The 12,307-nt window shown below is 55.2% G+C and carries 10 protein-coding genes and 1 pseudogene; 5 read left to right on the forward strand and 6 right to left on the reverse strand.

What is annotated here, in order from left to right; genetic code table 11:
* Positions 1-50: 50 nt before the first annotated feature.
* A complete protein-coding gene (locus ACOT0L_RS18025; protein WP_022649723.1) occupies positions 51-1,541 on the forward strand; it encodes a M16 family metallopeptidase in 1,491 nt (496 codons plus the stop codon).
* Between the two features lie 360 nt (positions 1,542-1,901).
* Here the strand turns inward: ACOT0L_RS18025 and ACOT0L_RS18030 are convergent, their stop codons facing one another.
* The gene (locus ACOT0L_RS18030) at positions 1,902-2,831 is read right to left on the reverse strand and encodes a sugar kinase (RefSeq protein ID WP_063148101.1); all 930 of its coding nucleotides are present in this window, start codon (positions 2,829-2,831) and stop codon (positions 1,902-1,904) included.
* 230 nt (positions 2,832-3,061) lie between these two features.
* Between ACOT0L_RS18030 and pdeH the strand changes: the two genes are divergently transcribed.
* On the forward strand, positions 3,062-3,835 hold the full coding sequence (gene pdeH, locus ACOT0L_RS18035) for a cyclic-guanylate-specific phosphodiesterase (RefSeq protein ID WP_015571521.1): 774 nt from the start codon (positions 3,062-3,064) through the stop codon (positions 3,833-3,835).
* A 65-nt stretch (positions 3,836-3,900) separates the two neighbouring features.
* Positions 3,901-5,943, forward strand: a complete 2,043-nt coding sequence (locus ACOT0L_RS18040; RefSeq protein WP_023298835.1) for an AsmA family protein — start codon at positions 3,901-3,903, stop codon at positions 5,941-5,943.
* Between the two features lie 93 nt (positions 5,944-6,036).
* Here the strand turns inward: ACOT0L_RS18040 and ACOT0L_RS18045 are convergent, their stop codons facing one another.
* The 3 genes from ACOT0L_RS18045 to ACOT0L_RS18055 form a co-directional block, all read right to left on the reverse strand.
* Positions 6,037-7,359: an MFS transporter gene (locus ACOT0L_RS18045; protein ID WP_022649720.1), complete on the reverse strand. Its 1,323-nt coding sequence runs from the start codon at positions 7,357-7,359 to the stop codon at positions 6,037-6,039.
* A gap of 260 nt (positions 7,360-7,619) precedes the next feature.
* On the reverse strand, positions 7,620-8,645 hold the full coding sequence (yhjD, locus tag ACOT0L_RS18050) for an inner membrane protein YhjD (protein ID WP_022649719.1): 1,026 nt from the start codon (positions 8,643-8,645) through the stop codon (positions 7,620-7,622).
* Positions 8,646-8,695: 50 nt separating this feature from the next.
* Positions 8,696-9,595: a LysR family transcriptional regulator gene (locus tag ACOT0L_RS18055; RefSeq protein WP_063139276.1), complete on the reverse strand. Its 900-nt coding sequence runs from the start codon at positions 9,593-9,595 to the stop codon at positions 8,696-8,698.
* 119 nt (positions 9,596-9,714) lie between these two features.
* Between ACOT0L_RS18055 and ACOT0L_RS18060 the strand changes: the two are divergent.
* Both ACOT0L_RS18060 and ACOT0L_RS18065 read left to right on the forward strand, forming a co-directional pair.
* A pseudogene (locus ACOT0L_RS18060) lies at positions 9,715-10,473 on the forward strand (SDR family NAD(P)-dependent oxidoreductase).
* Between the two features lie 174 nt (positions 10,474-10,647).
* Positions 10,648-11,250, forward strand: coding sequence for a response regulator transcription factor (locus ACOT0L_RS18065; RefSeq protein WP_022649715.1), 603 nt, complete (start codon positions 10,648-10,650; stop codon positions 11,248-11,250).
* Here the strand turns inward: ACOT0L_RS18065 and ACOT0L_RS18070 are convergent.
* Complete coding sequence (locus ACOT0L_RS18070) at positions 11,229-11,567, reverse strand: lysozyme (protein WP_022649714.1); 339 nt, start codon at positions 11,565-11,567, stop codon at positions 11,229-11,231. The genes ACOT0L_RS18065 and ACOT0L_RS18070 overlap by 22 nt on opposite strands.
* Positions 11,568-11,638: 71 nt before the next feature.
* On the reverse strand, positions 11,639-12,178 hold the full coding sequence (locus tag ACOT0L_RS18075) for a GNAT family N-acetyltransferase (protein WP_046620714.1): 540 nt from the start codon (positions 12,176-12,178) through the stop codon (positions 11,639-11,641).
* Between the last annotated feature and the right edge of the window lie 129 nt (positions 12,179-12,307).

The raw sequence follows: 12,307 nt of genomic DNA on the forward strand, positions 1-12,307 counted from the left end.
TCACGTCGCGAGACACTCTCTTTAACCAGGAATGTTGATCAGGGGTTCACATGCAGGGCACAAAAATTCGACTCTTAACCGGCGGTTTGCTGATGATGGCAGCAGCCAGTTATGTGCAGGCAGATGCGCTCCAGCCAGACCCGGCCTGGCAACAGGGAACACTGGCGAACGGATTCCAGTGGCAGGTGTTATCCACTCCGCAACGTCCGAGCGATCGCATTGAAATTCGTCTGGCTGTGAATACCGGCTCCCTCACTGAAAGCACCCAGCAGACCGGCTTAAGCCATTTTATTCCTCGACTGGCGCTCACCCAGAGCGGCAGTTTGCAGGCGGTTCAGGTGCGTTCTTTATGGCAACAGGCCATCGATCCTAAACGTCCGCTGCCCCCGGCTGTGGTCTCCTATGACTACACCATGTTTAATCTGAGCCTGCCCAACAACCGTAACGATCTGCTTAAAGAAGCGCTGACCTATCTATCCGATGCCACCGGCAAACTGGCGATTACGCCTGAGACCGTAAACTATGCGTTGAGCAACAGCGACATGGTGGCGACCTGGCCGACGGATACCAAAGAAGGCTGGTGGCGCTACCGCCTGAAAGGGTCCACGCTGCTTGGCCACGACCCGGCAGAACCGCTGAAACAGCCGGTGGATCCAGAGCAGGTGAAATCTTTCTACCAGCAGTGGTACACCCCGGATGCCATGACCCTCATTGTAGTGGGCAACGTGGACAGCCGTGCGGTGATAGAGCAGATCAACAAAGCCTTTGGCGATCTAAAAGGGAAGCGTGAAACGCCCGCCCCTGTTCCTACTTTGTCCCCGCTGCGCCCTGAGACGGTCAGTATCATGACGGATACCGTGCGTCAGGATCGTCTTTCGATGATGTGGGATACCGCCTGGCAGCCGATCCGCGAGTCCTCGGCGCTGTTGCGTTACTGGCGTGCGGACCTGGCGCGTGAAGCGCTGTTCTGGCATGTTCAGCAGACGCTCAGCAAGAACAACGTGAAAGACATTGGTCTGGGCTTTGACTGCCGCGTGCTGTTCCAGCGCGCCCAGTGCGCCATTAACGTCGAATCGCCGGGTGATAAGCTGAATGCCAATCTCGGCGTGGTGGCGAAAGAGCTGGCTAAAGTGCGTAAAGAGGGCCTGTCTGAAGAGGAATTTAACGCCCTGGTGGCGCAGAAATCCCTCGAATTGCAGAAACTGTTTGCCACCTATGCCCGCGCCGATACCGATATCTTAATCAGCCAGCGCATTCGCTCCTTACAGAATCAGGTCGTGGATATCGCGCCGGAGCAGTATCAGAAATTGCGTCAGGATTTCCTGAACGGTCTGACCGTGGAGATGCTGAATCAGGATCTGCGGCAGCAGCTGTCTCAGGATATGGCGTTGATTCTGTTGCAGCCGAAAGGTGAGCCGGAATATGACATGAAAGAGTTAAAGGCCACCTGGAACGCCATCATGGCGACGCCGTCGCAGCCAGTACAGGCGGCGGCCGATGATTTGCACCAGGATGCGAGCGATATTCCGCAGGGCCAGTAAGGCCCTGCGTTCCCTCTCCCTGTGGGCTGAGGGATTTTATGCAGAAGCAATAAAGTTGCTTTCTAAATGACTGAGGGCTGTCAGCGATGCCCTGGTCCGGCTGTAAATCGCTGAGGCGTTTCCTGCAGGCCGGGGCGAGGCACAGGGATGCGCCGGGAGCCCGGGTCGCCAGGGTGGTGGCGACTGAGCCACCCTGGCACGTTCACCGGTCATGTCGTTACAGAGTAGCATGGAACATAAAGTGAACGGAATGACCACCACCGCCGTATGTTCCCCTCACCCTAACCCTCTCCCCGGAGGGGCGAGGGGATTGCTCAGTGCTCGCATTAATTTGTGGGGAACCCTCAGCCCGCCCATTCCTTAAGCAGGCATCGCCTCGCGCGGAATAATCGCTCCGCGATACTGAATCACCGTGCTGGCCGTCAAGTGTCCGCGCTGCGCTGCCGCTTCTGGCGTACCTCCCGTCAAACGTACCGCCAGATACCCCGCGCTGAAAGAATCGCCCGCCGCAGTGGTATCAATCACTTTCTCTTTCGCCAGCTTCACCGCCGGCACCTCTTTCACGGCTTCACCCGCCACCGCCACCAGGCAAGACTCCGCCCCGCGCTTAATCACCACTTCGCTGACCCCAGCGGCCTGTGTCCGGGCGATGACCTCATCAACCGGCTTTTCACCCCACAGGGCATCTTCATCGTCCAGCGTCAGGAAGGCGATATCGGTGCATTCCAGCATCTGCTGATACACCTGCTGCGTCTCTTCACGGCTGGCCCAGAGGCGCGGACGGTAGTTGTTATCGAAAATCACCTTACCGCCGTTGGCACGGCATTCGCGCAGCAGTGACAGCAGCTTTTCACGGCTCTGCTGGCTCAGGATCGCCAGGCTGATCCCGCTCAGGTAGAGGTAATCGAAGGTGGCCAGCTCTTCGCAAATCGCAGCGGCGGCATCGCTTTCCAGCCAGAATTTGGCAGCCGCTTCATTACGCCAGTAATAGAAGGTGCGCTCGCCGGTACTGTCGGTTTCGATGTAGTACAAACCCGGCAGACGGTTTTCCATTCGCTGGATCAGCGAAGTTTCAACGTTTTCACCCTGCCAGGCCTCCAGCATCTGCTGGCTGAAGCTGTCCGTTCCCAGCGCGGTAACGTAGCTCACGCTCAGCGCGTCGGGGGCGACCTGACGGGCAATGTAAACGGAGGTGTTCAATGTATCGCCGCCAAAACCGCGGCTGACTTCCGCGCCTTTCTGGGACAGCTCAATCATGCATTCGCCAATCACGGCAATTTTCTTAGACATAGTCGTGAACCTGAACAGAGTAATTAAGGGTAGTGTGCGCTGTGTGTTTTTTACGGTCAACCATATTAAAACGACGTTCCATTATTTTTTTTGAGCCAGCGCGTGTTCCGGCATATTTCTGTCATCTTAATTTCATTTTCCCGCTGAATTGAACATAAAGTTCTCACCTGGCGGGCCGATAACTCAGTGACGAGTCCAGAAAGGCTATCCCATACAACAGGACATCCGAAATGAAGTCAGAGCAGGTTATCCAGCGGCTGAGCACTACGCCTGAGGCAAGTATTGAGAACTTGCAGGAGCATCGCTACTGGCTGCAATGTGAGCGAGCGTACACCTATCAGCCTATCTACCGTACTGACGGTCGGTTAATGGCAATTGAGGTGTTAACGGTCGTCACTCATCCATCGAACCCTTCGCAGCGTATCGCGCCGGACCGCTATTTTGCGGAGGTTGCCGTGCGTCAGCGCATCGACGTGCTGGAAGAGCAGTTGAGAATGCTGGCGACGAAGCAGGCGTTCTTCGAGCAGCACGGTATTCTGGCTTCGGTGAACGTGGATGGCCCAACCCTGATGGCGTTACGTCAGAATGCGACGCTGCAGGCGCTGATTGCCACCTTGCCGTGGATGCGCTTCGAGCTGGTGGAACATGTTCAGCTGCCGCAGGACTCCTCATTTGCCTCGATGTGTGAGTTTGGCCCGCTGTGGCTGGATGATTTCGGTACCGGTATGGCGAACTTCTCCGCCCTGAGCGAAGTGCGTTATGACTACATCAAAGTGGCCCGCGATCTGTTTATCATGCTGCGCCAGACACCGGAAGGACGGAACCTGTTTACGATGCTCCTGCAACTGATGAACCGCTATTGCCAGGGCGTCATTGTGGAAGGCGTAGAAACGCTGGAAGAGTGGCGCGACGTGCAAAATTCTCCGGCAGCGGCGGCACAGGGTTATTTCCTCTCTCGTCCTGTCCCCATGGATACCCTGGAAAAGGTGATAACCACCCTATGATCTGCCCGCTTCCCTTTGTCTGAACTATAGTTTTAAAGGCAAGTTCATCAGGAAAGGGGACAACAATGACAAAAACAACCAGGGTGATTTCCTGGACAGCAGGGATTTTCTTGTTGCTGATCGTGGTCTTAATCATCATTATCGCCACGTTTGACTGGAACCGCCTCAAACCGACCATCAACCAGAAAGTCTCGACCGAGCTAAACCGCCCCTTCGCAATACGTGGCGATTTGGGGGTCGTGTGGGAGCGTCAGAAAGAGGAAACCGGCTGGCGAAGCTGGGTGCCCTGGCCGCACGTTCATGCTGACGACATCATTCTTGGCAACCCGCCGGACATCCCCGAAGTGACCATGATCCACCTGCCGCGCGTGGAAGCCACGCTGGCGCCGTTAGCCCTGTTAACCAAAACGGTGTATCTGCCGTGGATCAAACTTCAGCAGCCCGACGCGCGGCTGATTCGCCTGTCGGAGAAAACCAATAACTGGACGTTCGATCTCGCCAGCAGCGGCGATAAAGATCCGAATGCGCAGCCCTCTTCATGGTCCTTCCGCCTCGACAATATTCTGTTCGATCGGGGGCGGATCGCCATTGACGATAAAGTGAGTAAGGCTGACGTGGAGATCCTCGTCGATCCGCTGGGCAAGCCGCTGCCGTTTAGCGAAGTGACGGGCAGCAAAGCCAAAGGCGATGACAGCAAAGCTGGCGATTACGTCTTCGGCCTGACAGCGAAAGGGCGCTACAACGGCCAGCCGCTGACCGGTAAAGGCAAAATCGGCGGCATGCTGGCGCTCAGGAGTGAGGGCACGCCATTCCCGGTGCAGGCGGACTTCCGCTCGGGCAATACCCGCGTGGCGTTCGTGGGCACGGTTAACGACCCGATGAACATGGGCGGCGTCGACCTCCAGCTTAAGTTTGCCGGGGATTCGCTGGGTGAACTGTACGATCTCACCGGCGTGCTGCTGCCGGATACCCCGCCGTTTGAAACGGACGGGCGGCTGGTCGCAAAAATCGACGCTGAAAAATCGTCCGTCTTTGACTACCGGGGGTTCAACGGCCGCATCGGCGATAGCGATATACACGGCACGCTGACCTACACCACCGGAAAACCGCGACCGAAACTGGAGGGGGACGTTGAATCCCGCCAGCTGCGTCTGGCCGATCTTGGTCCGCTGATTGGCGTAGATTCGGGTAAAGGCACGAAGTCAAAAGAGGTCAAAAAGGACGCTCAGCCTGCGGGTAAAGTGCTGCCCTATGACCGCTTCGAAACCGACAAGTGGGACGTAATGGATGCGGACGTGCGCTTCAAAGGACGTAAAATTGAGCATGGCAGCACGCTGCCGTTGAGCAACCTCTCGACCCATATCATCCTGAAAAACGCCGATCTGCGCCTGCAACCGCTGAAGTTTGGCATGGCCGGGGGAACCATTTCCTCGAATATCCACCTGGAGGGGGATAAAAAGCCGATGCAGGGAAGGGCGGAGATCCAGGCGCGTCGTCTGAAGCTGAAAGAGCTGATGCCGGACGTGGAGTTGATGCAGAAAACCCTCGGTGAGATGAACGGCGATGCGGACATTCGCGGCACGGGTAACTCTGTGGCCGCGCTGTTAGGCAGCGGAAACGGCAACCTGAAGCTGCTGATGAACGACGGGCTGGTGAGCCGTAACCTGATGGAGATCCTGGGGCTGAACGTCGGTAACTTCATCGTCGGACAAATCTTCGGAGACGATGAAGTGCGCGTGAACTGCGCGGCGGCAAACGTGGACCTGGTCAACGGTGTGGCGCGTCCGCAGATTTTCGCATTCGACACGGAAAACGCGGTTATCAACATCACCGGTACCGCCAGCATGGCGTCCGAGCAGCTGGATTTAACCATCGATCCGGAAAGTAAAGGCATTCGCATCATCACCCTGCGCTCGCCGCTCTACGTTCGCGGGACCTTCAAAGATCCGCAGGCGGGCGTGAAGGCCGGGCCGCTGATTGCGCGCGGTGCGGTTGCCGCCGCCCTCGCCACGCTGGTCACCCCTGCGGCGGCGCTGCTGGCGTTGATTTCGCCGTCAGAAGGCGAAGCGAATCAGTGTCGGACGATTTTGTCGCAGATGAAGAAGTAAGGTGTGGCCTGTTCTTGCCGGGTGACGCTGCGCTTACCCGGCCTACATGTGAATCGTAGGCCGGGTAAGGCGTAGCCGCCACCCGGCATTCGCTTACAGAGTCTGATGCTTAGTTTCGTGCGTCAGCAGCAGCGCAATCAGCGTCAACGCTGCCATGGCCGCCAGATAGACACCCACATAGAACAGACCATAGTTCGCCTGAAGCCACGTGGCGATATACGGGGCCACCGAGGCGCCCAGAATAGACGAAACGTTATAGGAGAACGACGCGCCGGTATAACGCACTTCAGTCGGGAACAGCTCCGGCAGCAGCGCGCCCATTGGGCCAAAGGTCAGCCCCATCAGGCTCAGACCAATCAGCAGATACGCCATCACCAGCGCAGGGCTACCTGAACCCAGCAGCGGCGGGAAGACAAACAGTGCGAACAGGATGATCAGCGAGGTGATGACGATCATGCTTGAACGACGGCCAAATTTATCCGCCAGCAGGCCCGCGATGGGCACCATCACGCCAAATCCAATAACCGCCATCATCAGCATCCACAGCACTTCGTTACGCGGCAGGCCCAGTCCGACCGGTACGGCGGCGGTACTGTAGGTCATGGAGTACACGGTCATGATATAGAACAGCGTGTAGGTCGCCAGCATGATGAACGTACCCAGCACGGTCACGCGGAGGTGTTTGGTCAGCAGCGTCCCCAGCGGAACTTTAACCTGCTTTTTCGCCGCGGCGACTTTAGCGAAGACCGGCGTCTCGTGCAGCGACACGCGCACGTACAGGCCAATCAGCACCAGCACGGCAGAGAAGACGAACGGAATACGCCAGCCCCAGCTCATGAACTGTTCATCGGTCAGCAGCCAGGAGAGGAGCAGGAAGGTGCCGTTCGCGAAGAAGAAGCCAATCGGCGCGCCCAGCTGTGGGAAAGAGCCATACAGGGCACGCTTACGCGCCGGGGCGTTCTCGGTCGCCAGCAGCGCCGCGCCGCCCCATTCCCCGCCCAGCCCCAGGCCCTGACCAAAGCGCGCCAGCGCCAGCAGCACAGGCGCCAGAATGCCGATAGTTTCATAGGTCGGCAGCAGGCCGATGGCGACGGTGGAGATCCCCATCGTCAGCAGCGAGGCAACCAGCGTCACTTTACGACCGACGCGATCGCCAAAGTGGCCAAAGACCGCTGAACCTATAGGACGCGCAACGAAGGCGATAGCAAAGGTAGCTAAAGACTGTAGCGTGGCTGCCGTCGGGTCGCCCTGCGGGAAGAAAATATGCGGAAAGACAATGACCGCAGCGGTGGCGTAAATATAAAAGTCGAAGAACTCAATGGCGGTGCCAATCAGCGATGCGACGACGACTTTATTGCGGGAGTTGACCGGAACGTGTTCCGCCCCTTCGTTAAGTGTGGTGGCTGTTGCTTGCATAATATTTTCTTATTTTTGGACGAACGAAGGGCCATATTAGGCACAGCAAAAGCGACATTTCAATCTGTAACAAAGGCGTGACATGGTCATAAAAGCAACAAAAAGCGGATAATTTTCAGGCCAGCGAAAACACTTCCATGAAATGCTTCACACATTTTAAATATCAGTCATTAAAACTGGTTTTGAGTTAAATAAAAGTTACGGTCTGGATTTATATGCTGAAATGATGAATCGGGCTGAAATATCAGCCCGACAGGACATCAGTGGTGGGTTTTTCCCGGCATGCGCGGGTCGTCTTTATACTCTGCGGTGGCGATCCACGCGGCACAGAACAGCGTCAGGCGTGCGAAGAAATAGAAGAAGGCCATCAGCCCCAGCACCGAACCAAAGGCCGCGCCGGAGGGGGACTTCACCAGCGATGGCAGCGTATAGGTCATCACAATTTTGATCACCTCAAAGCCAATGGCGGCAATCAACGTCCCACGGATCAGCGCCTTCTTGCGCGGCCGATGGCGGGGCAAACGCCAGAAGATCCAGAAGAACAGCAGGTAGTTAGCAAAGATGGAGATAGCAAGCCCTATACCGCGCCAGGCCGGTTTCAGCCATTCAATGTAGTCCAGATACAGCGCGGAGATAATCATCTGCTGCGCAGAACCGGCGACCGAGGTGATAGAGAGCGTGATGACCAGCGCCACCAGCAGACCAATCAGCGAGATAAAGTCGCGCAAATACTTCACCCATATCTTCTCCTGATCCTGTGGCGTACGCTCCCAGACGTCACGCGACTGGGCGCGAATGGCTTCACGCAGGTTGCCCATCCAGTTAACCCCGGAATAGAGCGCAATCAGCAACCCGACGATACCCACGGTGGTACGCTGCTGCACGGCGGTGTTGATGGTGCTTTTGAGCGTCGTGGCGAGCGTCTGGTCGCTGACGTTGGTCAGGATCTTATTGAAGATGTCCTGCAACAGCGTCGGGTGAGACGCCAGCACAAAACCGGCGGCAGCAAACGACACCATCAGGATGGGGATCATCGACAGGAAAGAGAAGTAGGTGATCGCCGCGCCAAACTGATTTCCCATGCGGTCGTTAAAGCGCTCAGCGGCGCGGATCAGGTGAGCAATCGCGGGTATCTGCTGAATTTTTTCGGCTATGCCGGTCACGGTGCCCAGCGCTTTGCTGGTCGTTCCAGGCTCCTTCGGCGCTTCAGGCTCGTTATCCATCTTTTTGATGGGTTCATAATCTAAATGTTGAGTCGGTCGTTGCGGGTTATTTTCCGGCGTCACGCGCATTTTCCTTTTCGTTGAGCTGGATGTTACTGAATTATAGCTTGCGACTAGTCCACGTAACTTTTTGTGAGTTCGGTAAGCCACTCCATAAACACATGCACCCGACGGGAGAGGTTACGGCGGTGGGGATAAATGAGGGAGACGGGCATTGGTTCAGCCCGATTTTGCGGCAGGATCTCAACGAGTTTTTTCGTGCGCAGGGCATCACGCACCCCGACGCGCGGGACCTGAATAATGCCAAGCCCGGCGATACAGGCGGCCTGGTAGGTTTCCGTGCTGTTAACCGTCAAAACGCCTCCCGTTTTTATCCACTGGGTCGCGCTGCCGTTGAAATACTCAAAACCCAGAGGACGGGTGCCCAGCGTGGCGGAGTAATGAATGAGGGCGTGTGAGCCCAAATCATCCAGCGTCTCAGGGTAGCCGAATCGCGTGAGATAATCCGGGCTGGCGCAGTTAATCACTGAAAGCTTCCCAAGCGGGCGGGCGATAAGCCCGGAGTCCTTCAAGTTTCCCACGCGAACCACGCAGTCAAATCCTTCGCGGATGACATCGACCAGACGATCGCTGCTGCTCAGCTCAAGCTCAATGCCGGGAAACTGTTGTAAAAATGCAGGCAGTTTCGGAATGACGACATTTCGTGCAATGGCAACGGGCATATCCACACGTAGCCGACCGCTGATGGTGGAAGGGTCGTGCAGAAACATGCCGTCCAGTTCGTCCAGATTCATCAGCAGATCTTTTGCGCGTTCGTAATAAACCATGCCGTCCTGCGTCAGGCTGACGCGGCGGGTAGTGCGGTGCAGCAGTTGAGTGCCAAGCGCGTTCTCCAGCGCCTGGATCTGCCGCGAGACACTCCCCTTCGGCAGGCTTAACGTCTCCGCCGCGCGGGTAAAACTCTCCAGTTCCGCGACGCGAAGGAAAAGCTGCATTGCGTATATTTTATCCATAGATATGGGTCATTGTTGTTTGAAATGAAACAGTGAAGCGTTGGCGGCACTATTTATTGATTTTCTACCATCTAATAAGCTCATTCTCAATCTTCATCGCAGTCGAAACGAGGTGAATTATGTGTGAACGTATTGCATTAGTGACGGGCGGTAGCCGCGGCCTGGGTAAAAATGCGGTTTTGAAGCTTGCTGCGGAAGGGACAGATATCATCCTGACCTGGAACAGCAGTCAGCAGGAGGCGCAGGAAGTTGTACGCGAAATTGAGGGAAAAGGTAGAAAAGCGGCAGCATTGCAGCTTAACGTCGGCGATACGGCAAGTTTTGCGCGCTTCGCTCAACAGGTGAAGGAAACCCTTGCACACGTCTGGCAACGTGACACCTTTGACTATTTAGTGAACAACGCAGGTACAGGGTTATACGCACCCTATACCGAGACGACAGAAGCGCAGTTTGATGATGCGGTGAATATTCACTTCAAAGGTCCGTTTTTCCTCACACAACAGCTGCTGCCGCTCATAAAAGACGGAGGACGGATCCTGAACGTCTCAAGCGGTCTGGCCCGTTTTACTCAGCCAGGTTCAGGGACTTACGCGGCAATGAAAGGGGCGATGGAAGTGCTGACCCGCTATCAGGCAAAAGAGCTTGGCGTGCGCGGAATTTCCGTCAATATCATCGCGCCTGGCGCGATTGAAACCGACTTTGGAGGCGGACGCGTAAGGGATAATGCGGAGCTTAACTAGCTGCTGGCCTCGCAGACGGCGCTGGGACGGGTGGGCCTGCCCGATGATATCGGTGACGCCATTGCGGCGTTGCTCAGTGACAAACTGGGCTGGATGAATGCGCAACGTATTGAAGTTTCAGGCGGTATGTTCCTGTAATGTACAGACTTAAGGGGGAGGGAACCCTCTTAAGGAAATCCTTAAAGCAGGTGTGTCTAAATGATGAAAGATATAAAGAGAGCTGGGTGAATTGTAACCTCTCCATTCATTGAGTTTTTTCTTAAAAAATGCCTCTGTAGAATCCCCCTTCGCTATTCTCAGAGGAGTAATACGATGCGAGTAATCATGTTTGACAGGCAGTCATTATTTATTCATGGAGCGAAGTGCAGTTTGCAGAAATTAATTCCGGAAATAGATTTGACAGGAACTCGTCAGACTGATGAATTATGGGCACACTTATCCGCGTCACCTTCCGCTATCGTCATGATAGATGGGTATTTAATTCATGATAACGGTGTGGCTTTACCGGAAGAGATTATGAATCGTTTTCCAACAGCGCGCGTGGTGCTGGTGTTAACGAAAAAAGAGCCTCGCTGGGTTGAGCAAATGCTACAGCGCAACGTGGTAGCAATAATCCCTCGTAATGCGAATCCCGAACGCTTTTCCGCCGTGCTGGATTCTGTATCGCGAGGGATGGTCTGTTTTCCCGGCGAGTGGATGAACCAGCACTCCTCTCATGATGAGCTGTCATTGTTAAGTGAGCGCCAGCGTGAGGTATTGAAATTACTGGCGGCCGGAGAGTCAAATAAAGAGATAGGTCGTAATCTCAATATCAGTGCGGCAACGGTAAAAGCCCATCTTGAGACGCTTTTCCGTCGTCTTGATGTCAAAAACCGGACGCAGGCCGCGATGTACTATACCCGGGCGACGGCCTGAAGGATCTTCTCTGGCAGAGGGGAATCTTCCCCAAAACTGAAGAGCGTTAATACCAGTGCATCATGCTGCTGTTGGGTTAATGGGCGTTTGTTCATTTCCCGCAGCAGCGACTCACATAAATGAATATCATTGAAAAGCAAATTCTCCGCCTCAGTCGGCGTGATGAGGCCGTTAAATTTTTCCCACTGGCGAATCACGTGACCGTAACCTATAACCCATATTCCCTTTTCGTCACGGTATTTCTCCAGGGAAAGACCCTGCTGTTTTTTAATTAATGCGATTGCAGCAGAAGATATCTGCATTGCATAACCCGTCATAAGCGTTTCCTCTTTATGGCGGAACTATAAAGGGAAAACAGCCCGGGGAATATCCGCCAAATGGCCGTTGATCAGGTTTTACTGAACAGATATTCCTTTTTCAGTAAACCGAATAGCCAGTCGTTATGCCATTGCCCTGAAAGGAAATAACTCTCGCGCAACTCACCTTCCAGCTGAAAACCTGTTTTTTCCAGCAGTCGCCTTGATGCGATATTTCCCGCCGTCACGGTCGCGGTGAGCCGACGGATATTGCCCTGGGTCAGCGCGAAATCACACACCGCCCGCAGAGATTCAAAGCCGTAACCTTTCCCCTGCGCAGAGGGCGCAAAGAGAAAACCGACTTCGGCACAATCTGCTTCCCGGTGCACATAGCCGGTTACGCCCAGCGGCGTCTGGCTGGCCGTCTCACGCACCACAAGGCAGAGCCAGTGCGAGCTGCCCGGTGCCCACGGCAACAGACGAGACACAAAGGCCTCCCGAATGTCAGCCTCGCTACGCGCAGGGGCGACAAAACGCATCACGTCAGGATTTTGCTGTAGCGACAGAAAAAAGGGCCAGTCTTGCTCTTGCAGCGGCAAGCAGGTGAGACGCGCGGTGGTTAAGGCGGGCATGACGATCCTCCGGAGACATTGCAAATGATTATAGGGTTGTCACTTTATTTCAACAGAAAGTCAGGTATGTTTAACCTCCTATAAATAAAAAGAAAAACGACTTTTAATGCCGCTTTGGCGGTACTCATT

Source organism: Enterobacter cloacae complex sp. XAL002 (assembly GCF_049236805.1).
GTDB classification, from domain to species: Bacteria; Pseudomonadota; Gammaproteobacteria; order Enterobacterales; family Enterobacteriaceae; genus Enterobacter; species Enterobacter intestinihominis.

What these genes read in the sequence shown, in the direction of transcription:
- ACOT0L_RS18025 (WP_022649723.1), top strand. Translation starts at nt 51, where the DNA reads ATGCAGGGCACAAAAATTCGACTCTTAACCGGCGGTTTGCTGATGATG.
- ACOT0L_RS18030 (WP_063148101.1), bottom strand. Translation starts at nt 2,831, where the DNA reads ATGTCTAAGAAAATTGCCGTGATTGGCGAATGCATGATTGAGCTGTCC.
- pdeH (WP_015571521.1), top strand. Translation starts at nt 3,062, where the DNA reads ATGAAGTCAGAGCAGGTTATCCAGCGGCTGAGCACTACGCCTGAGGCA.
- ACOT0L_RS18040 (WP_023298835.1), top strand. Translation starts at nt 3,901, where the DNA reads ATGACAAAAACAACCAGGGTGATTTCCTGGACAGCAGGGATTTTCTTG.
- ACOT0L_RS18045 (WP_022649720.1), bottom strand. Translation starts at nt 7,359, where the DNA reads ATGCAAGCAACAGCCACCACACTTAACGAAGGGGCGGAACACGTTCCG.
- ACOT0L_RS18055 (WP_063139276.1), bottom strand. Translation starts at nt 9,595, where the DNA reads ATGGATAAAATATACGCAATGCAGCTTTTCCTTCGCGTCGCGGAACTG.
- ACOT0L_RS18065 (WP_022649715.1), top strand. Translation starts at nt 10,648, where the DNA reads ATGCGAGTAATCATGTTTGACAGGCAGTCATTATTTATTCATGGAGCG.
- ACOT0L_RS18070 (WP_022649714.1), bottom strand. Translation starts at nt 11,567, where the DNA reads ATGACGGGTTATGCAATGCAGATATCTTCTGCTGCAATCGCATTAATT.
- ACOT0L_RS18075 (WP_046620714.1), bottom strand. Translation starts at nt 12,178, where the DNA reads ATGCCCGCCTTAACCACCGCGCGTCTCACCTGCTTGCCGCTGCAAGAG.